Origin of the sequence: Pseudomonas sp. I3-I5 (assembly GCF_022699445.1) — a bacterium.
Classification (GTDB): domain Bacteria; phylum Pseudomonadota; class Gammaproteobacteria; order Pseudomonadales; family Pseudomonadaceae; genus Aquipseudomonas; species Aquipseudomonas fulva.
This window is the reverse complement of sequence record NZ_CP093940.1, coordinates 202,034-221,161: the sequence shown is the minus strand read 5'-3', so window position 1 is coordinate 221,161 and position 19,128 is coordinate 202,034. Positions and strand designations below refer to the sequence as shown.

Genomic DNA, 19,128 nt, shown 5'->3' with positions numbered 1-19,128 from the left:
CAATTAATTTCGGTGAAGCGATATGAACGACCAGCGCAAAGGCGACCACGCCGAACCCACGACCCATTTTGGCTACCAGGACGTGCCTGAGAGCCAGAAGGCGCGCAAAGTCGCCGAAGTGTTCCACTCGGTGGCGGCCAAATACGACCTGATGAACGACGTGCTGTCCGGCGGCATGCACCGCCTGTGGAAGCGCTTCACCATCGAGCTGTCGGGCGTTCGCAGCGGCAACCGTGTGCTCGACATCGCCGGCGGTACGGGCGACCTGGCAGCCAAGTTCGCGCGCCTGGTGGGCCCGACCGGGCACGTGGTGCTGGCCGACATCAACGAGTCCATGCTCAAGGTCGGCCGCGACCGCCTGCTGGACCGTGGCGTGGCCGGCAACATCGAGTTCGTCCAGGCCGACGCTGAGAAGCTGCCGTTTCCGGACAACCATTTCGATTGCGTGACCATCGCCTTCGGCCTGCGCAACGTCACCCACAAGGAAGACGCCATTCGTTCCATGCTGCGCGTGCTCAAGCCGGGCGGCCGCCTGCTGGTGCTGGAGTTCTCCAAGCCGACCAACAAGCTGATGTCCAAGGCCTACGACGCCTATTCGTTCGCCTTCATGCCCCTGGCCGGCAAGCTCATCACCAACGACTCCGAGAGCTACCGCTACCTGGCCGAATCGATCCGCATGCACCCTGACCAGGAAACCCTCAAGGCCATGATGGTGCAAGCCGGGTTCGACCGGGTGACCTACCACAACATGACCAGCGGCATCGTGGCCGTGCACCGGGGGATCAAGCCCTGATGCTCATGGCCGGTCTGCTCGCCAGCGCCGAACATGGCCTGAACCGCGTCCTGCGCATGGACAGCACGGCATTGCCAAGGCTGGCGGCGCTGGAAGGCAAGGTCATCGAGATCGACTGCCGCCAACCGGCCATGCAGGTCTTCATCCTGCCCGACGAACAGGGCCTGATGCTGGCCAGTGCCTGGGAAGGCGAGGTCGACTGTCGGCTGCGTGCACCGGCAGCGAGCCTGGCGCACCTGGCGTTGTCGCGGGACAAGACAGCAGTCCTGCACAGCCCACAGGTGCAATTGCATGGCGACACCGCGGCCCTGCTCGATCTGTTCGGCATTCTCCAGGACCTCGAGCTGGACTGGGAGCATGAGCTGCAGAAGTGGCTGGGCCCAGTGCCCACGTCCCTGATCGCAGGGCACATTCGCCTGCGCACCCGCTGGACCCGCCAAGGCCTGGCGCGCTTGAGCCAGAGCCTGTCCGAGTACCTGGCGGAAGAATCGCGTACGCTGGTAGGCAAGCGCGAAGCCGAGGCCGCCTTCAGCGAACTCGATGCCATGAAGGTCGATACAGAACGCCTCGAGGCGCGCATCCTGCGCCTTTCCCGATCCCTTGATTCCAGCGATAACGCATGAAGCTGCTCGCCTTCCGCCGCCTTTTCCGCATCCAGCGCGTCGTCATCCGCTACCGGCTCGATGACCTGCTGTTCGACTACCCTCTGCCCTGGTGGTTGATGAGCCTGCGCCTGCTGTTGCCGTGGCGCTGGCTGCCGCGTCGGGCCTCCGAGCTGAGCCGCGGTGCGCGGTTGCGCATGGCGCTGCAGGACCTGGGGCCTATCTTCATCAAGTTCGGCCAGCTGCTGTCTACCCGGCGCGACTTGCTGCCCACCGATATTGCCGACGAACTGATGCTGCTGCAGGACCGCGTACCGCCGTTCGATCCGCAGAAGGCCGTGGCGCTGATCGAAGCCCAGCTTGGGGCCAAGGTGAGTGAGGTGTTCAGCCGCTTCGACGTGGAGCCCCTGGCCTCCGCATCGGTGGCGCAAGTGCACGCTGCACGCCTGAAAAGCGGTGAAGAAGTGGTGGTCAAGGTGGTCCGACCGGGGCTCAAGCCGATCATCGCTGCCGACATCGCCTGGCTGTTCCTGATCGCCAAGGGCGCCGAACGCATCTCTGCCGATGCACGCCGCCTGCACCCGGTGGACGTTGTCGGCGATTACGAAAAAACCATCTACGACGAACTCGACCTGCTTCGCGAGGCGGCTAATGCCAGCCAGCTGCGGCGCAATTTCGAGGATTCCGAGCTGATGTACGTGCCCCAGGTCTACTGGGACTGGTGCCGGCCGAAAGTGCTGGTGATGGAGCGTATCTATGGCGTACCGGTGACCGACATGGCCACCCTCGCCGATCAGCGCACCGACATGAAGATGCTGGCCGAACGCGGCGTCGAAGTGTTCTTCATGCAGGTGTTTCGCGACAGCTTCTTCCACGCCGACATGCACCCGGGCAACATCTTCGTGAGCACGGTCAAGCCGTGGAGCCCCAAATACATTGCCATCGACTGCGGCATCGTCGGCAGCCTTACCGATGAAGACCAGGATTACCTCGCGCGCAACCTGATTGCCTTCTTCAAGCGCGACTATCGCCGCGTCGCCCAGCTGCACATCGACTCGGGCTGGGTGCCGGCCAATACCAAGGTCAATGAGTTCGAAGCGGCCATTCGCACCGTGTGCGAGCCGATCTTCGAAAAACCCCTCAAGGACATTTCCTTCGGCCAGGTGCTGATGCGCCTGTTCCAGACCGCGCGCCGCTTCAACATGGAAGTGCAACCTCAACTGGTGCTGCTGCAGAAGACCCTGCTCAACATCGAAGGCCTGGGGCGTCAGCTGTACCCCGAGCTGGACCTGTGGAGCACGGCCAAGCCTTATCTTGAGCGCTGGATGCGTCAGCGCATGAGCCCCAAGGCGTTGCTGGGCAACCTGCACAGCCAGGCTGAGCAGTTGCCTCACCTGGCCAACATGACCCGGGACTTGCTCGAACGCCTGTCGCAACCGCACCTGCACGACCCCAAGATGCCCGAGCGCCGACATGGCGATCATTGGGCCCTGCGCCTGCTCGGTGCCGGCTTGCTGGGCGGGGGCGTGATCCTGGGCGGTGTCGCCCTGCAGGCCGGTAGCCTGGCGGCAGCTACTGCGTGGCCGGCCTGGTTGATGCTGGCCGCAGGCCTTTACCTGATCGTGCGCCAATAGCCAGCCGCGCCCGTGGCTGGCACACTAGCGCAAAAGGCCCGCGACGCAGACGGGCCCGTTTTGGAGTCGACGATGAAAGACTGGCTGGACGAGATCAAGTGGAACAGCGATGGCCTGGTGCCTGCCATCGCCCAGGACCACAAGACCGGACGCGTGCTGATGATGGCGTGGATGAACCGTGAAGCACTGGCGTTGACCGCTGCTGAGCAACGCGCCATCTATTGGTCGCGCTCGCGTGGCAAACTGTGGCGCAAGGGCGAAGAGTCGGGCCATGTGCAAAAGCTTCACGAAATGCGCCTGGACTGCGACGCCGACGTGATCATCCTCATGGTCGAACAGGTGGGCCACATTGCCTGCCATACCGGCCGGGAAAGCTGCTTCTACCGCGTCTATTCGAATGGCCAATGGGCCACCGTCGACCCGGTTCTGAAAGACCCGCACGCCATCTACGACGCAGGACACTGACATGAGCGACACCCTCAACCGGCTGGCCGCCGTGCTCGAAGAACGCAAGCAGGCAGCGCCGGACAGCTCCTATGTGGCCAGTCTGTACCACAAGGGCCTCAACAAGATTCTGGAAAAGCTCGGCGAAGAGTCGGTCGAAACCATCATTGCCGCCAAGGATGCTGCGCTTAGCAAGGACTGCAGCGACGTCATCTATGAGACGGCCGACCTGTGGTTTCACAGCCTGGTGATGCTCAGCGCCCTGGGTCAGCACCCGCAGGCCGTGCTCGATGAGCTCGACCGGCGCTTCGGGTTGTCGGGCCATGACGAAAAAGCCGCCCGCCAGCCTTCGGCCTGATGTATGTTCAGGGCTGACGCCCGGTGACCTTCACACAATTTTCGGGAGTACGAAATGGGTATCTTTGACTGGAAACACTGGATCGTCCTGCTGGTCGTGGTCGTGCTGGTGTTCGGCACCAAGAAGCTGAAGAACCTGGGCAGCGACCTGGGCGAATCGATCAAGGGCTTTCGCAAGGCCATGAACGAAGAGGAAACCAAGCCAGCTGAACCTACCCCTCCTCCGGCCCAGCCCGTACCCCCTGTGCAACCGGTGCACACCACCGCCCAAGCCAGCCAGGGCCACACCATCGAAGGCCAGGCCCAACCGGTCCAAGAGCCGCAGCGGAAAGACTGACTTATGTTCGGCATCAGTTTCAGCGAGCTGCTGCTCGTCGGCCTCGTCGCCCTGCTGGTGCTCGGCCCCGAGCGCCTGCCGGGCGCCGCCCGCACGGCAGGCTTATGGATCGGTCGGCTCAAACGCAGCTTCAACAGCATCAAGATGGAAGTCGAGCGTGAAATCGGCGCCGATGACATCCGCCGCCAGCTGCACAACGAGCACATCATGCACATGGAAGAGCAGGCCAAGCGCATCCTCAACCCCAATGCGCCGCCTGCCCAGCCTCCGGTGACCACGGCAACCGTGCAGCCGCCTGCCGGCCTGCCAGCCACATCAGCCGAAACCGATGCCACTGCGCACCCTACTCCCGTACCGCCCGAGCCGCCGCGAGCCCCATGAGCGAGAATCCGGAACACGACCAGCCCATGCCGCTGGTTTCGCACTTGACCGAACTGCGCACCCGCTTGCTGCGTTGCGTTGCCGTCATCTTCCTGATCTTTGCCGGGCTGTTTTCCTTCGCCCAGCAGATCTACACACTGGTCTCGGCGCCGCTGCGTGATCATCTGCCCGCCAATGCGACCATGATTGCCACCGACGTGGCCTCGCCCTTCCTGACGCCGTTCAAGCTGACCATGATCGTTTCGCTGTTCCTGGCGATCCCCTTCATTCTGCAGCAGATCTGGGGTTTCATCGCGCCGGGCCTGTACCGCCATGAAAAGCGCATCGCCATACCGCTGCTGATGTCGAGCATCGTGCTGTTCTACGCCGGCATGGCCTTTGCCTATTTCCTGGTCTTCCCGTTGATCTTCGGCTTCTTCGCCAGCGCAACGCCCGAGGGCGTCTCGATGATGACCGACATCGCCAGCTACCTGGACTTCGTGATGACGCTGTTCTTCGCCTTCGGCGTGGCCTTCGAGATTCCGGTGGCCGTGGTGCTGTTGGTCTGGATTGGCGTGGTCGATGTGAAGTACCTGAAGAAGATCCGCCCCTACGTGATCATTGGCTGCTTCGTGGTCGGCATGGTGCTGACGCCTCCGGACATCTTCTCCCAGACCCTGTTGGCCGTCCCCATGTGGCTGCTGTTCGAGGTCGGCGTGCTGTGCGGCAGCCTGATTCGCAAGCGTGGCAGCGACGAACAGCCTGCCGATGATCAAGACCAGCCACCCGCGACGCAGTCGTGAACCTGCTGTTGCTGGAGGAGGCCGATTTCATCGCGGCCGACCGCGTCGTATTGGCTGATCGGCGCTTCGTCCATATGCAGGATGTGCACGGGGTCGCCGTCGGCGACACCCTGCGCGTAGGCCGCATCAACGGCCTGATGGGCCTGGCGACGGTGCAGCGCCTGGAGCGTCATGAAGCCGAGCTTCACGTCAGCTTCGACCAGGCGCCACCGGCCAAGCTGCCGTTGACCCTGGTGCTGGCGGTGCCACGGCCCAAGATGCTGCGCAGGCTGTTCCAGACCGTCGCCACCCTTGGGGTGCCTCGCCTGATCCTGCTCAACAGCTACAAGGTGGAAAAGAGCTTCTGGCAGACCCCCTTCCTTCAGCCCGACGTCATCCGTGAAAACCTGATATTGGGGCTGGAGCAGGCACGTGACACGGTGCTGCCGGAAGTCATCATCGAAAAACGCTTCAAGCCGTTCGTCGAGGACCGTCTGCCCGCCATCGCTGAAGGCACCCTTGGGCTGGTCGGTCACCCAGGTGATTATCCTGCCTGCCCTCGCGCTGTAGAACAGCCAGTCACCCTGGCCATTGGTCCGGAAGGCGGCTGGATCCCCTACGAGGTCGATCTGCTGGGCAAGGCGGGTTTGGCCCCAGTGCAGCTCGGTGCGCGCATCCTGCGTGTGGAAACGGCCGTCACGGCCTTGCTCTCACGCATATTCTGACGACCTGGTCAGCTTTGCCCCATCAAGTTTCCGCTTCCCTGGCCGATGGCATTGGCAACAACAACGAATCGTGCTGCCAAGCCGCCAGGGAGTTTCTATGAATCGATGGTTAGCCCAGCTTTTGGGCAACGTGAGTGTAACCCGCAAACTGGCGCTGGGCTTTGGCCTGGTACTGCTGCTGACGCTGATCATCACCCTGACCGGTTGGCACGGCATGAACAGCATCACAGCCAGGGGTGACAAGCTGGGCAACATCTCGGTCATCCAGCAGTACGCCCAGGAGCTGCGCATTGCACGTCAGCATTATGAGCGCCAGCGCGACGACGCCTCGATCGGTGAGATGGAGAAGGCGCTTGGCACTCTGGATCGTCAGGTTCAGCTGATGCTCGGCCAGATCGACGAACCCGCCGATCACCAGCGACTCGAACAGCAGCGCGATGCAGTAGCGGCCTACCAGCAGGCCTTCGCGCAGCTCAAGCAGGCGAATGTGCGACGCGAGGCCAGCCGCGGCGTGCTGGGGGACAGCGCGGACAAGGCAGTCGAACTGGTAGGACGCGTTCAGCAGCGCCTGCTTCAAGCGGGCGATATCACCCAGTACCAATATGCCGTCACCGTCAACAGCCTGCTCCAGCAAGCGCGATTCCAGGTGCGTGGTTACACCTACAGCGGTAATGCCGATTATCAGCAGACCGCACTCAAGGCCATCGACCAGGCGCTGGACGAGTTGCGAGGGCTGCCCGCCAAGCTGCCTGCCGAATTCGCCGCCGGCCTGACCGACGCCAGTACCGCCATGGGCGGCTACCGCGACGCCGTGATGCAGTTCGGCGAAGCGCAGAGCGCCAGCGCCCAGGCGTTGCAGCAAATGGCCGATCAAGGCGTGACCTTGATGCAGACCAGCCAGGCCATGACCACATCGCAGACCCAGGTGCGTGACACCGCCGCTGCCCAGGCAAAAGCGTTGCTGGGGTTGGCCACTGGCCTGGCCGTCTTGCTGAGCCTGCTGGCGGCCTGGGTGATCACCCGTCAGATCATCCTGCCGCTGCGCGAGGCGCTGCGTGGAGCTGAACGGGTGGCCAACGGCGACCTCACCCTGCATGAACCTTCGTTGCGTAGAGACGAGCTTGGCCAGTTGCAGGCCAGCATGCAGCGCATGACCCAAGGCCTGCGCGAGCTGATTGGCGGCATCGGCGATGGTGTAACCCAGATTGCCAGTGCCGCCGAAGAGCTCTCGGCGGTGACCGAGCAGACCAGCGCAGGCGTTACCAACCAGAAAGTCGAGACAGACCAGGTTGCCACGGCGATGAACCAGATGACAGCGACCGTTCACGACGTGGCACGCAACGCCGAGCAGGCCTCGGAAGCAGCCGTCATGGCCGACCAGCAGGCCCGTGAGGGCGATCGTGTGGTCAGCGAAGCGGTGGCGCAGATTGAGCGGCTGGCCAGCGAGGTGGCCAACTCCAGCGAGGCCATGAGCCAGCTCAAGGGTGAAAGCGACAAGATCGGCAGCGTACTGGATGTGATCAAGTCGGTGGCCCAGCAGACCAACCTGCTGGCGCTCAACGCGGCGATCGAAGCGGCCCGTGCAGGCGAAGCCGGGCGCGGGTTTGCAGTGGTGGCTGACGAGGTGCGCAGCCTGGCACAACGCACACAGCAATCCACCGAGGAGATCGAGGAACTGATCGCCGGTTTGCAAAGCGGCACACAGCGCGCAGCGAGCGTGATGGACAGCAGCCGGCAACTCACCGACAGCACCGTCGAACTGACCCGCCGTGCAGGTAGTTCGCTGGAAAACATCACCCGCACCGTCTCCTCCATCCAGGCGATGAACCAGCAGATCGCCACGGCAGCCGAGGAGCAGACGGCGGTGGCCGAAGAGATCAACCGCAGCGTGATCAACGTACGGGACATTTCCGACCAGACCTCGGCGGCCAGCGAACAGACTGCCAGCTCCAGTGTGGAGCTGGCACGCCTAGGCACTCATTTGCAGGGTTTGGTGAGGCGTTTCAAGCTCTGACGGGCAGGCCTGTCGACACGGCCAATGACAGTGCCGGTCAATCGGCGCATTCAGACTGAGGCTGCCACGCAGCCTCTTTGAAAGACGTGCGGTTGCGCTCGAAAGGCTTATGTAACCGTAAAAGATCTGACCATATGGTCCGAATTTTCCTACGCGGGTTTCAGGTCAAGTCCTACAGGTCCTCCGCCGATGGGCAGGGATGGCTTGCACGCATTGCGCGTGCTCTTCATTCCTTCCACTTGCACGGAGAATCCCCATGCTCGGTTACCTCAACCGCAAGCTCGGCAACATCAGCGTCGCCGCCAAGTTGGCCCTCGGTTTCGCCGTGGTCCTGCTGCTCACGCTGGTCACCACGATCAGTGGCTGGCGCGCCCTGGACGGCGCCATCGTTCGTTCGCAGCAACTGAGTGAAATTGGCGAAATCAATGACCTGACCAAGGACCTGCGCGCTGAGCGCATCACGTACCGTGTGCTCGACGATGAGCAGAGCAAGACTCGGATCGGCCGCATCCTCGAGCAATTGAGCAACATGCTGACTACGCTGCAGCAGCGCAGCAATGTCGAAGAGTCACGGCAGATGCTGACCGAAAAACTGGGTTTGCTGCAGCAATTGCGCGATGATTTTGCCGAACTGCAGCGCACTGCCAACAGCCGCACCACCTTGCGCCAGGCCCTGCTCGTTCAGGGGCAGAAACTCAGCACGGCCATCGATGAACTTGAAACCCAGGCCCTGTTGAAGATGCCTGCCGATGGGCAGCAGACCAACGTGCTGGGCATGATGGACACACTGAGCCGGCATGTGGAGAGCGCCAACCAGCAAAGCCTGGTACCGGCCTACACCTTCTCCCCTGTCGAAGACTTCGCCAAAGTCGGTGAAAGCGCCTTGGAGGCCGCAAGTACCAGCCTGGCTCAACTGGTCAAGGGCCTGGCGCCTCTCGGGCTGCCGCGCACGGTGATCGAGCAACCAGGCACCGAATTGGCCCGATACCGCGCGACCCTGGACCAGTACCGCCAGGTCGCCGTCAAGGCCGAGCAACTGCAAAACACGATGGAGCGCCGCGGCGACGAGTTGCGCTCGGTGAGCCTGGAGCTTGGCAAGCGCAAAGTCGAACAACGCGACAGGGAAGCACTGGCCGCCCGCTCGCTGTTGACCACCGTGGCGCTGCTGGCGCTAGTGGTCGGTGTGATCGCCGGGTGGCTGATCACATTGCAGATCACCCAACCGCTGCGCCAGACCCTGGATGTGGCGGCACGTATCGCCAAAGGGGACCTGAGCCAGGTCGAACCGGTGCAGCGCCGCGACGAGATGGGCAAGCTCCAGGCCAGCATGCGTGAGATGACGATAAGTTTGCGCGAACTGATCGGCGGCATCGACCACGGTGTCGGGCAACTCTCGCAAGCCGCGTCGCAACTGGCCTCCAGCAGCGAAGACACCAAGGTGCGCATCAGCCAGCAGCGAGAAGAAACCGACCAGGTTGCCACTGCCATGAACCAGATGAGCGCCACGGTCCAGGAGGTGGCGCAGAACGCAGAGCAGGCATCGATGGCCGCCACCAATGCCGACCAACAGGCGCAGGTGGGCGATCAGGTGGTGACCGAAGCGATTGGCCGCATTGAACAGTTGTCCGGGCAGATGGACCATTGCCTGGCAGCCATGCAGCATCTGGCCGGCGAGAGTCAGCGCATCGGCAGTATTCTGGACGTGATCAAGTCGGTCTCCGAACAGACCAACCTGCTGGCACTCAACGCCGCGATCGAGGCGGCGCGGGCGGGTGAAGCCGGGCGGGGCTTCGCGGTAGTGGCCGATGAAGTGCGCGGCCTGGCCCAGCGCACCTCCACCGCCACGGAAGAAATCGGTCAACTGATCGACAGCCTGCACAACGGCACCGACGAAGTCACGCGCTTGCTGGACAGCAGCAAGAACCTCACAGAGCAAAGCGTGGAGTTAAGCCGCAGGGCAGGCGATGCGCTGAGCCAGATCACAGGGACGGTCTCGAGCATCCAAGGCATGAACCAGCAGATTGCCACGGCCAGCGAACAGCAGAGCGTGGTGGCCGAACAGATCAATCGCAGCGTGCTGAATGTGCGTGATGCGTCCGATCAGACCAGTGCAGCCAGCGAACAGACTGCAGCATCGAGTGGTGAGCTGGAGCAGTTGGGGCAGCAACTGCGGGGGATGGTAAGGCGGTTCAACATCTGAGCGCTTGGTTTGGGAGCCCTGTAGCGCACAATCCGAAGGCTACCCACTGCGCGAGGGTAGCCTTCACTTTCAGAGCACTTGCCGCAAAAACGCCTGCGCACGGGGGTCTTTCGGTGCGGCAAAGAATTCCGCGGGCGGCGAGTCTTCCAGCAGCTTGCCATGGTCGAAGAACAGCACGCGGTCGGCCACTTCTCGTGCAAAGCCCATTTCATGGGTGACGCAGACCATGGTCATGCCTTCCAGGGCCAGGGTCTTCATCACATCCAGCACCTCCCCTACCATTTCCGGGTCCAGCGCCGAGGTGGGCTCGTCGAACAGCATCACTTTCGGGTCCATGGCCAACGCGCGGGCAATCGCGACCCGTTGCTGCTGACCGCCCGACAACCGTGACGGATACTCGTTGGCTTTCTCCGCGATCCCCACCTTTTGCAACAAGGCCCGAGCCTTGGCCTCGCGGTCGGCCTTGCTGCGCTTGCGCACTACCTTCTGCGCCAGGCACAGGTTTTCCAGCACGGTCATGTGCGGGAACAGGTTGAAATGCTGGAACACCATGCCGACTTCGCGGCGATAGGCGTTGATGTCGGTCTTGGGGTGCGCCAGATCCAGGCCGGCGATGGCCACATGGCCCTCGTCGAAATGCTCCAGGCCGTTGAGGCAACGCAAGAAGGTCGACTTGCCAGAGCCTGAAGGGCCGAGGACCACGACCACTTCGCCTTTTGCCACGTGCGTGGTGACGTTGTCGACCGCCCGTACCACATGGCCACGGGTGTCGAATACCTTGAGCAGGTCACGGACTTCAATCACTTTGCGCAAGCCTCCGCTCGAGCCGGCTGGCAATGTGCGACAGCGGCAGGTTGATCAGCAGGTACAAACCTGCCACGCAGAACCAGATCTCGAAGGTCGAGAACGAGGTGGTGATGGCTTCCCGTCCGCTTTTCGTCAGTTCGGTAATGGCGATCACCGACACCAGCGACGTGTCCTTGACCAGGCTGATGAACTGACCGGCCAGCGGCGGCAGTACACGCTTGAATGCCTGGGGCAGTATCACGTGACGCATCGACTGGCCGGCATTGAGGCCCAGCGAGCGCGCCGCTTCGTTCTGCCCCTTGGCGATGGACTGCACGCCAGCACGCACGATTTCGGCCACATAGGCGCCTGTGAACAGCGCCAGGGCGGCGACACCGGCGAACTCGCGGGACAGGTTCAGGACCGTGCCGATGAAGAAGTAGAAGATGAAGATCTGAACCAGCAACGGCGTACCGCGCACCAGTTCGACATACACGGTCGACAGGTCATGCAGCGTCGGGTTGGTCGACAACCGGCACAGGCCGGCCACCAGCCCGATCACCAGCCCCAGCGCACCGGACACCACCGAAATCCACAGGGTGGTCCACAACCCCCAGGCCAGTGGACCTGCGGCCCAGTGCCGGGTCACGCCAATCTGGTCCCCTTCGGCCACATCGTCGCCGCGGCTCAGTTGCAGGCTGTCCTTGGCCACGTCCAGGACCTGAAGCTCCCCGCTTTCATCCTTCAGGGTGACGCGGGCTTCATCACCGGAGATGACGATTTCCTGCACGGTGCCATAGTCGGTCGCGCGCTGTACGTCTTCGGCTTGGTAAGCGAAATACTGAGGGACGCGGTTCCAGCGCCACTCGTAGGAAATCATCGAGGTCGCCATGTACAGGCTGACGGCCAGGCCTACCAGGACCAGTGCAGTCAGCCCATGCCAGGGCCACTGGGCCTTCTTGTGTTTGATCACTTTGGATACTCCGGAAAACGGCAGGCCGCAAGCCGCAAGCCGCAGCCTGTAGCCGACCCCACAAGGTCGGTCACTGGCTACGGCCTGCAGCTTGCGGCCTGAAGTTGCCTTTTATTCCATGTCCTTGAGCCAGTCCTTGTTCTTGAACCACTTGTCGTGAATACGATCGTAGGTCCCGTCATGCTTGATCTGGTGCAGGAAATTGTTGATGAAGTTGATGCTGTCGTAGTCGCCTTTCTTCAGGCCGAAGGCCAGCGGCTCGTAGGTGAAGGGTTCTTCGAGGAACAGCAGCTTGCCAGCACCGGCCTTCTCAACGGCCACTACGTTGTACGGCGCGTCATAGACGAAGGCGTCTGCCTTGCCGTTGACCACATCCATGACCGCTTCCTGCTCATTGTCATAGCCGTGGTACTTGGCTTTGCCGATCAGCTTCTTGGACACCATCTCGCCGGTGGTACCCAGCTTGGAGGTCAGGCGGTACTTCTCGTTGTTCAGGTCCTTGTACGACTTGATCTCGCCGGCCAGGTCCTTGCGGATCAGCAGGGTCTGGCCCACGACGATGAAAGGCTCGCTGAAGTTCAGGCGCAGGTTGCGCTCCTGGGTCAAGGTCATGCCGCTGCCGATCATGTCGAACTTGTCAGTCAGCAGGGCGGGGATGATGCCGTCGTAGGCGGTGGATACCGCTTCGAACTTGACGCCCATCGACTTGGCCATGGCCTTGAGGATGTCGACCTCAAAACCAATGATCTCGCCACGCTTGTTGGTCATCTGGAACGGCATGTAGGTCGGGTCCATGCCCACACGCAGCGTGCCACGCTTGACGGCCTCGTCGATGGCCCCGGCCTGGGCGGCGGACACCGCCACCAGAGCGGTCATGCCCACCAGCAGCCGCGAAAGGTATTTCTTGAACATCACCAAGTCCCCTGAAAGTAGAAGTAGCGCGTTTTCTTATTGGTACGGCCGTGCGGGCCGCCATGAGCTATCGGAGAGGGATGCTAACGCATGGCGCGCTGGCGATATAGCATCGGGGGGGACTTTGTTGGCCTAAATCGGCCCGAAGGGCAAAAGCGTCGCGGGCCAACCCGGTCCGGCGCTACCCTGCAAACGTCGGCTGCAGGGTAGGTCGGAACGGGCTGGCCCGCCAATGGCGCAGGTCAGGAGCCTGCGAGTGCCGGTTGACCCTCATGTTCAGGATGCAGCGGCAACAACGGTGAATGCGGGTCGCCCTTGATCGAGGCGCGCCAGGCATCGATCCATGCCGCGTGCTGCTGCGACCATACCTGCTCGTGCAGGCGGGTCAGCGCCACGGGGTCGCTCAGCAATGCCAGGCGCGTGCCCAGGTCGAGTCCATGGGGGCCAACTTCCAGAGCTTTGACGATGCGTTCGGCACGCATGGCCTCGATGGGCGCTGCCTGACCGTGCCGGGCAGTGGCCATGGCACACGCCAGAGCATTCTGCCGCGGGTCCACTACCGCGCGCACAAAACCGTCGCGCAGGGCGTGCCAGCGATTCTCGTGGGTGTACTGGTCCGTGGCCAGCAGCTCCTGCGGTGTGGCGTATTCCTCAGGAATCAGGAACAGCTTCTCGTCCTTGGCGGCCAGACCCAGGCGGGTACGGCTGGAAATGACCGAGACCGGAATGGACAGCATCAACGAGCCCACGATCGGCGTCAGCCACCACAGGAAACTGGGGTTCAGCCAGGCTACCAGACCTGCCCATGCCACGCCCAGCAAGGTCTGCGGACCATGACGCTTGACCGCTTCGCTCCAGGGTGTGGAATCGTCGTCGCGCTGCGGGGAGTTCCAGGTGGCGGCCCAGCCCAGGAACGCGGCAAGCACGAAGCGGGTGTGGAAGATCATGCGCACCGGCGCCAGCAACATGGAGAACAGCATTTCCATGAGCATCGACAAGGTGACCTTGATCCGCCCGCCGTACTCAACGGCGCCCTTGGCCCAGATCAGGATGACGCTGAGCAATTTGGGCAGGAACAGCAGCACGATGGTGGTGGAGAACAACGCCACGGCTTTTTCCGGGTGCCATTGAGGCCACAGCGGATACAGCTGGTACGGCTCGATGAAGTACTGGGGCTCCATCAGGGTGTTGGTCGCCAGCAACGCCGTGGACAGCACCAGGAACAGGAACCACAACGGCGCAGACAGGTAGGACATGACACCCGTCAGGAACACGGCACGGTGCACCGGGTGCATGCCCTTGACCAGGAACAGCCGGAAGTTCATCAGGTTGCCATGGCACCAGCGACGGTCGCGCTTGAGTTCGTCGAGCAGGTTGGGCGGCAGTTCTTCGTAGCTGCCCGGCAAGTCATAGGCGATCCATACGCCCCAACCGGCGCGGCGCATGAGCGCGGCTTCGACGAAGTCGTGGGAAAGAATGGCCCCAGCGAACGCACCCTTGCCTGGCAATGGCGCCAATGCGCAGTGTTCGATGAACGGCTTCATGCGAATGATCGCATTGTGCCCCCAGTAGTGCGACTCACCCAGCTGCCAGAAGTGCAGGCCGGCCGTGAACAATGGGCCGTATACGCGCGTGGCGAACTGCTGCATGCGCGCATACAGGGTATCCATGCCCGACGCCTTGGGCCCGGTCTGGATGATGCCGGCATCAGGGTTGGCCTCCATCAGGCGCACCAGGCTGCTCAGGCATTCGCCGCTCATGACGCTGTCGGCGTCCAGCACCACCATGTACTTGTATTCGCTGCCCCAGCGGCGGCAGAAGTCGTCGAGGTTACCACTCTTGCGCTTCACCCGACGCCGGCGACGGCGGTAGAAGATACGGCCGAACCCCTTGGTTTCACGGCACACGTCCAGCCATGCCTGCTGCTCGGCAACGGCAATGTCGGTGTCGTTGGTGTCGCTGAGCACAAAGAAGTCGAAACGGTCCAGGTTACCGCTGGCTGCTACCGACTCGAACGTTGCACGCAGGCCTGCAAACACCCGCGGCACGTCTTCGTTGCAGATCGGCATGACCAGCGCAGTACGTGCATCGGGCGCGATGGGTTCGTTGCCGGCACTGCTGCCGGAAATCTTGTACTTGTCGCGCCCGGTCAGCAGCTCAAGGAAGCCCATCAGGGCAGTCCAGAAGCCGGCCGACACCCAGCAGAACAGAATCCCGAAGAGAATCAGGATGGACGTCTGCAAGGCGTACGGCCATACCTGCACCACCGTATCCCAGATCGGCTGAGCGAAGATTTCGTCCAGATCGACGAACGACCAGCCCTGGTAGGGCAGGATGCTCTTCATGTACCAGCCAGCGACCAGTGTCTGCCCGATCATCAGCGCCAGCAGGATGTATCGGCGGATCGAGCCGACAGTGCGCCAGCGGGCCGCCGGCAACTCACGCTTGGGTGGCTGCGGTGCGTTGGTACGCCCGGTCAGGCGCCGCCATACCCGCACCAGCAGGTTGGTACGCCATGGCTCGGGAACGACCTTGGTACGCGTGATGGGCGGCGCGATCTTCAGGCACAGGCGCCCGTTACCGTCCACCCCGAGCATCTCGGCCTCTTCCAGTTCACCCGCGGTGCCGACCGTCAGGCGCGAGCCCACCGAGGCCTGCACGGCCTCGGCTGGGCTGGCGTGCGAGTTGGCCGCCAGGCGCTGGTGCAGCTCACTGAACGATGCGCAATTGGCCAGTTCCGCGCGCTGCTCATCGCTCATTGGAAGGTGGGCCAGGTACTCGCCAAGCGATACCGGCTTTGGGCTCGAGTTACTCATCGGCAGGCAACTGATAGGTCCAGGTCTCGGTCAGCACCTTTTCGGTGGTGGCCGCAGCCTCGGCGGTGGGCGCCGCGTCGGCGGCAGGTTGTTCGGCCTTGGCAGTTTTCTCGGCCTTGGCATGCTTGGCAGACGCCTTGTCCTGCTTGGCGTCCGTGGCAGGCGCTGGAGCCTCTACGGGCACATCGCGCACCAGCGCTGCACGCATTTCGGTAGACTTGTTGGCTTCTTTGACCTTCAGACGCAGCGTCAGGCGCCAGCCCTTGGTTTCAGGGTTGTAGCGCAGGTTGTTCTCGACCACCTCACCGTTGTCGCCCACGCTGATCTGGCTGCGCACCGGGGTGTCTTCAGGCAGGGCGGCAAGTGCCGGGCCCGCGAAGTCGACCAGGAAAGCCACGCTGCCATCAGGCTGGCGGATCAGGTTGGACTGCTTGACGTCGCCAGTGGAGCGCAGGGTCTGCTTGACCCAGCCCAACTCAGGCGCCTGGAACTTGGGTTCGTCGATGGTCCAATGCAGGCGGTAGGCGAACTCGGCCGCCTCGCCAGGCTCGGGCAGCTTTTCCGGGCTCCAGAAAGCAACGATGTTGTCGTTGGTTTCGTCGGCCGTCGGGATTTCCACCAGGTCGACGGAGCCCTTGCCCCAGTCGCCTTTGGGTTCGATCCAGGCACTTGGGCGCTTCTGGTAGTTATCATCCAGGTCTTCATAGTCGCTGAAGGCGCGCTGGCGCTGCATCAGACCGAAGCCGCGCGGGTTCTCGACGCTGAAATTGCTGACCGACAGGTGCTTGGGGTTATTCAGCGGGCGCCACAGCCACTCGCCGTTGCCGGCATGGATGGACAGGCCTTCGGAATCGTGCAGCGCAGGACGGTAGTTGAGGACCTTGGACGGCTGGTTCGGGCCGAACAGGTACATGCTGGTCAGCGGCGCGACACCCAGGCGGCTGACATGATCGCGCAGGTACACGCGCGACTGCACGTCAACGACCGTGTCGTTGCCCGGACGCAGGGTGAGCTTGTAGGCGCCGGTTGAGCGCGGGGAGTCCAGCAGCGCGTAGATCACCAGGTGCTTGTCGGCCGGCTGCGGCTTCTCGACCCAGAACTCGGTGAACCGTGGGAATTCTTCGCCCGAAGGCAGCGCCGTGTCGATGGCCAGGCCACGGGCCGACAGGCCATACACATGGCCCTTGCCCACGACGCGGAAATAACTGGCGCCAAGCAGGGTCATGATTTCGTCCTGCTTGTCGGCCTTGTTGATCGGGTACAGCACGCGGAAGCCCGCATAGCCCAGGTTCTTGGTGGCATCGGCATCATGCGGCACGTCGCCGAACTCGAAGCGGCTCGGGTCGTACTTGATTTCCTGGACCTTGGTCGCGGTGACTTCGTTGATTTTCACCGGCGTATCGAAGTGCATGCCCTGGTGGTAGAACGACAGCTTGAACGGTGTCTTGTCGTTGGCCCACTCGGCCTTTTCCTGCAGGAAGTGGATCTTCTGGTAGTCCGCGAACTTCATGTCGCGGAACACGGCCGGCAGGTTGCTTTTGGGCGCTTCGTACTTCTGGCCGGCCAGATCCTTTGCCTTGGCTGCAACATCGTCAAGATTGAATGCCCACAGCTGGCCCGCGCTCATCAGGCCAACGATTGCCATGCTGGCCATCAGCGCCTTGCGCAGCCTGACGCCGGGGATTCTTGATGCTTTTTGGGGACTAACAATCACGAGCAACCCTCGCCGAAAACAGATCATGAAACCAACGGCCAGCGACAAATGCCGGGTTGGCGAGCACTGTTCGGACCCCGTAAGGGCGTAATGATTCCCCAAACGGCTACGGACAATGCTCGAGTCAGAGTGAAACGGACCTGCGAACGCAGGCCTCATGCAGCGCGCGATTATCCAGCAGGTCGCGTGACAACGCATCAGGCTGCAACAACTATTTATGGTATAGAACCGCTTATTTATTCAAGAAAGCGGCTTTTTTTAACCTTAAATTTGTAACAGCAATGTTACAGGGCCATCATTGACCAGGTGGACCTGCATGTCGGCACCGAACTGACCGGTAGCGACGTCGGCGTGGCGGTCTCTGGCTTGCGTCACCAGGTAGTCGAACAGCTCGGCGCCCAAGGCCGGCGGCGCCGCCGTGGAAAAGCTGGGGCGCATGCCGTTGCGGGTGTCGGCCGCCAATGTGAACTGCGAGACCAGCAGCAGCCCGCCCCCCACTTCTTTCAACGACAGGTTCATCTTGCCCTGCTCATCGCTGAACACGCGGTAGTTCAACAGCTTGTGCAGCAGCTTGTCAGCATGCTCGCGGGTGTCGTCCGGCTCCACGGCCACCAGCACCAGCAGGCCTTGCTCGACAGCGCCGATGACCTGGCCCTGCACTTCCACCCGCGCGTTGCGCACCCGTTGCAGCAGGCCCTTCATGCTTCTTCCAGTGGCAAGTCGAGCAGGCGCCTGGCCATCTGGTCGGCTGCGCGCACCAGAGCATCGGTAATGCCCGGCTCGGATGCGGCATGCCCGGCATCGCGAATGACCTTCAGTTCACTGTTCGGCCACGCCTGGTGCAGTTCCCAAGCGTTGTCCAGTGGGCAGATCACGTCGTAGCGCCCGTGCACGATCACCGCCGGCAGGTGGGCGATGCTGGGCAGGTCGCGCACCAGCTGGTTCGGCTCCAGGAAGGCGTTGTTCATGAAGTAGTGGCATTCGATGCGGGCGATGGACAAGGCCCGCTGCGGCTCGGAGAACCGGTCCACTACCAGGGGGTTGGGCCGCAGTGTGGCCGTGCGGCCCTCCCAAGTGGACCATGCCTTGGCCGCGTGCATCTGGGCAATCTGGTCGGAGCCGGTCAGGCGCTTGTGGAACGCGCTGACCATATCGCCGCGCTCCTCCGGTGGGATGGGCGCAATGTAGTCCTGCCAGTAGTCGGGGAACAGGCGGCTGGCACCTTCCTGGTAGAACCACTGTATCTCCTGGGGCCTGCACAGGAAGATGCCGCGCAGGATCAGACCATGCACGCGTTCGGGGTGGGTCTGGGCATAGGCCAGCGCGAGCGTGGAGCCCCATGAGCCGCCGAACAGTACCCACTTGTCGATACCCAGGTGTTCACGGATGCGCTCCATGTCCTCCACCAGGTGCCAGGTGGTGTTGTTTTCCAGGCTGGCATGGGGGGTGGAGCGGCCACAGCCGCGCTGGTCGAAGGTGATAATGCGGTACAGGGTGGGATCGAAATAGCACCGGCTCTGGGCGTCGCAGCCTGCACCCGGGCCGCCGTGAATGAAGACCACTGGCAAACCTTCGGGTGAGCCGCTTTCATCGACGTACAGCACGTGTGGCGCTTCCACGGCCAGATCGTGCCGGGCGTAGGGTTTGATCTGCGGGTAGAGGGTCTGCATTGCGCACTC

18 protein-coding genes are annotated in these 19,128 nt (G+C 62.6%); 11 read left to right on the top strand and 7 right to left on the bottom strand.

The genetic code is table 11. The features are described from left to right. Positions 1 to 22: 22 nt before the first annotated feature. From ubiE to MOP87_RS00885, 11 genes are all read left to right on the top strand, one after another. The gene (gene ubiE / locus MOP87_RS00935) at positions 23 to 793 is read left to right on the top strand and encodes a bifunctional demethylmenaquinone methyltransferase/2-methoxy-6-polyprenyl-1,4-benzoquinol methylase UbiE (RefSeq protein WP_027914043.1); all 771 of its coding nucleotides are present in this window, start codon (positions 23 to 25) and stop codon (positions 791 to 793) included. Continuing rightward, positions 793 to 1,416, top strand: coding sequence for an SCP2 sterol-binding domain-containing protein (locus tag MOP87_RS00930; protein ID WP_027914044.1), 624 nt, complete (start codon positions 793 to 795; stop codon positions 1,414 to 1,416). The genes ubiE and MOP87_RS00930 overlap by 1 nt, the downstream gene beginning before the upstream one ends. Beyond that, positions 1,413 to 3,029 (top strand): ubiquinone biosynthesis regulatory protein kinase UbiB, encoded by a 1,617-nt coding sequence (gene ubiB, locus MOP87_RS00925; RefSeq protein WP_027914045.1) that lies wholly within the window; start codon positions 1,413 to 1,415, stop codon positions 3,027 to 3,029. The genes MOP87_RS00930 and ubiB overlap by 4 nt, the downstream gene beginning before the upstream one ends. Positions 3,030 to 3,101: 72 nt before the next feature. After that, complete coding sequence (gene hisI, locus MOP87_RS00920; RefSeq protein ID WP_023533064.1) at positions 3,102 to 3,494, top strand: phosphoribosyl-AMP cyclohydrolase; 393 nt, start codon at positions 3,102 to 3,104, stop codon at positions 3,492 to 3,494. Position 3,495: 1 nt separating this feature from the next. Then, the gene (locus MOP87_RS00915) at positions 3,496 to 3,831 is read left to right on the top strand and encodes a phosphoribosyl-ATP diphosphatase (RefSeq protein ID WP_023532983.1); all 336 of its coding nucleotides are present in this window, start codon (positions 3,496 to 3,498) and stop codon (positions 3,829 to 3,831) included. Positions 3,832 to 3,885: 54 nt separating this feature from the next. Next, a complete protein-coding gene (locus tag MOP87_RS00910) occupies positions 3,886 to 4,167 on the top strand; it encodes a twin-arginine translocase TatA/TatE family subunit (RefSeq protein ID WP_027914046.1) in 282 nt (93 codons plus the stop codon). Positions 4,168 to 4,170: 3 nt separating this feature from the next. Then, positions 4,171 to 4,548: a Sec-independent protein translocase protein TatB gene (gene tatB / locus MOP87_RS00905; protein WP_027914047.1), complete on the top strand. Its 378-nt coding sequence runs from the start codon at positions 4,171 to 4,173 to the stop codon at positions 4,546 to 4,548. Continuing rightward, positions 4,545 to 5,330 (top strand): twin-arginine translocase subunit TatC, encoded by a 786-nt coding sequence (gene tatC, locus MOP87_RS00900; protein WP_027914048.1) that lies wholly within the window; start codon positions 4,545 to 4,547, stop codon positions 5,328 to 5,330. Before tatB ends, tatC begins: the two co-directional genes overlap by 4 nt. Next, on the top strand, positions 5,327 to 6,034 hold the full coding sequence (locus MOP87_RS00895) for a 16S rRNA (uracil(1498)-N(3))-methyltransferase (protein WP_028687261.1): 708 nt from the start codon (positions 5,327 to 5,329) through the stop codon (positions 6,032 to 6,034). The genes tatC and MOP87_RS00895 overlap by 4 nt, the downstream gene beginning before the upstream one ends. Positions 6,035 to 6,131: 97 nt before the next feature. Continuing rightward, positions 6,132 to 8,048 (top strand): methyl-accepting chemotaxis protein, encoded by a 1,917-nt coding sequence (locus tag MOP87_RS00890; RefSeq protein WP_145279380.1) that lies wholly within the window; start codon positions 6,132 to 6,134, stop codon positions 8,046 to 8,048. A 256-nt stretch (positions 8,049 to 8,304) separates the two neighbouring features. Beyond that, positions 8,305 to 10,248, top strand: coding sequence for a methyl-accepting chemotaxis protein (locus MOP87_RS00885; RefSeq protein WP_028687263.1), 1,944 nt, complete (start codon positions 8,305 to 8,307; stop codon positions 10,246 to 10,248). 69 nt (positions 10,249 to 10,317) lie between these two features. Here the strand turns inward: MOP87_RS00885 and MOP87_RS00880 are convergent, their stop codons facing one another. The 7 genes from MOP87_RS00880 to pip form a co-directional block, all read right to left on the bottom strand. Further along, the gene (locus MOP87_RS00880) at positions 10,318 to 11,052 is read right to left on the bottom strand and encodes an amino acid ABC transporter ATP-binding protein (protein ID WP_027914052.1); all 735 of its coding nucleotides are present in this window, start codon (positions 11,050 to 11,052) and stop codon (positions 10,318 to 10,320) included. Beyond that, the gene (locus MOP87_RS00875) at positions 11,045 to 12,007 is read right to left on the bottom strand and encodes an amino acid ABC transporter permease (RefSeq protein WP_027914053.1); all 963 of its coding nucleotides are present in this window, start codon (positions 12,005 to 12,007) and stop codon (positions 11,045 to 11,047) included. The genes MOP87_RS00880 and MOP87_RS00875 overlap by 8 nt, the downstream gene beginning before the upstream one ends. 111 nt (positions 12,008 to 12,118) lie before the next feature. Further along, on the bottom strand, positions 12,119 to 12,919 hold the full coding sequence (locus MOP87_RS00870) for a transporter substrate-binding domain-containing protein (RefSeq protein ID WP_023533017.1): 801 nt from the start codon (positions 12,917 to 12,919) through the stop codon (positions 12,119 to 12,121). Between the two features lie 242 nt (positions 12,920 to 13,161). Next, positions 13,162 to 15,735, bottom strand: a complete 2,574-nt coding sequence (gene mdoH / locus MOP87_RS00865; protein ID WP_027914054.1) for a glucans biosynthesis glucosyltransferase MdoH — start codon at positions 15,733 to 15,735, stop codon at positions 13,162 to 13,164. Further along, entirely contained in the window at positions 15,728 to 17,449 is a 1,722-nt protein-coding gene (locus tag MOP87_RS00860; RefSeq protein ID WP_201870985.1) for a glucan biosynthesis protein G, read from the bottom strand. Before MOP87_RS00860 ends, mdoH begins: the two co-directional genes overlap by 8 nt. 264 nt (positions 17,450 to 17,713) lie before the next feature. Then, positions 17,714 to 18,151 (bottom strand): D-aminoacyl-tRNA deacylase, encoded by a 438-nt coding sequence (gene dtd, locus MOP87_RS00855; protein ID WP_028687265.1) that lies wholly within the window; start codon positions 18,149 to 18,151, stop codon positions 17,714 to 17,716. Continuing rightward, entirely contained in the window at positions 18,148 to 19,119 is a 972-nt protein-coding gene (gene pip / locus MOP87_RS00850; RefSeq protein ID WP_027914057.1) for a prolyl aminopeptidase, read from the bottom strand. Before pip ends, dtd begins: the two co-directional genes overlap by 4 nt. Positions 19,120 to 19,128: the final 9 nt, after the last annotated feature.

Bases quoted from the DNA above. Each gene is read 5' to 3' on its own strand.
- ubiE (WP_027914043.1), top strand. From the start codon at position 23: ATGAACGACCAGCGCAAAGGCGACCACGCCGAACCCACGACCCATTTT.
- MOP87_RS00930 (WP_027914044.1), top strand. From the start codon at position 793: ATGCTCATGGCCGGTCTGCTCGCCAGCGCCGAACATGGCCTGAACCGC.
- ubiB (WP_027914045.1), top strand. From the start codon at position 1,413: ATGAAGCTGCTCGCCTTCCGCCGCCTTTTCCGCATCCAGCGCGTCGTC.
- hisI (WP_023533064.1), top strand. From the start codon at position 3,102: ATGAAAGACTGGCTGGACGAGATCAAGTGGAACAGCGATGGCCTGGTG.
- MOP87_RS00915 (WP_023532983.1), top strand. From the start codon at position 3,496: ATGAGCGACACCCTCAACCGGCTGGCCGCCGTGCTCGAAGAACGCAAG.
- MOP87_RS00910 (WP_027914046.1), top strand. From the start codon at position 3,886: ATGGGTATCTTTGACTGGAAACACTGGATCGTCCTGCTGGTCGTGGTC.
- tatB (WP_027914047.1), top strand. From the start codon at position 4,171: ATGTTCGGCATCAGTTTCAGCGAGCTGCTGCTCGTCGGCCTCGTCGCC.
- tatC (WP_027914048.1), top strand. From the start codon at position 4,545: ATGAGCGAGAATCCGGAACACGACCAGCCCATGCCGCTGGTTTCGCAC.
- MOP87_RS00890 (WP_145279380.1), top strand. From the start codon at position 6,132: ATGAATCGATGGTTAGCCCAGCTTTTGGGCAACGTGAGTGTAACCCGC.
- MOP87_RS00885 (WP_028687263.1), top strand. From the start codon at position 8,305: ATGCTCGGTTACCTCAACCGCAAGCTCGGCAACATCAGCGTCGCCGCC.
- MOP87_RS00870 (WP_023533017.1), bottom strand. From the start codon at position 12,919: ATGTTCAAGAAATACCTTTCGCGGCTGCTGGTGGGCATGACCGCTCTG.
- mdoH (WP_027914054.1), bottom strand. From the start codon at position 15,735: ATGAGTAACTCGAGCCCAAAGCCGGTATCGCTTGGCGAGTACCTGGCC.
- dtd (WP_028687265.1), bottom strand. From the start codon at position 18,151: ATGAAGGGCCTGCTGCAACGGGTGCGCAACGCGCGGGTGGAAGTGCAG.
- pip (WP_027914057.1), bottom strand. From the start codon at position 19,119: ATGCAGACCCTCTACCCGCAGATCAAACCCTACGCCCGGCACGATCTG.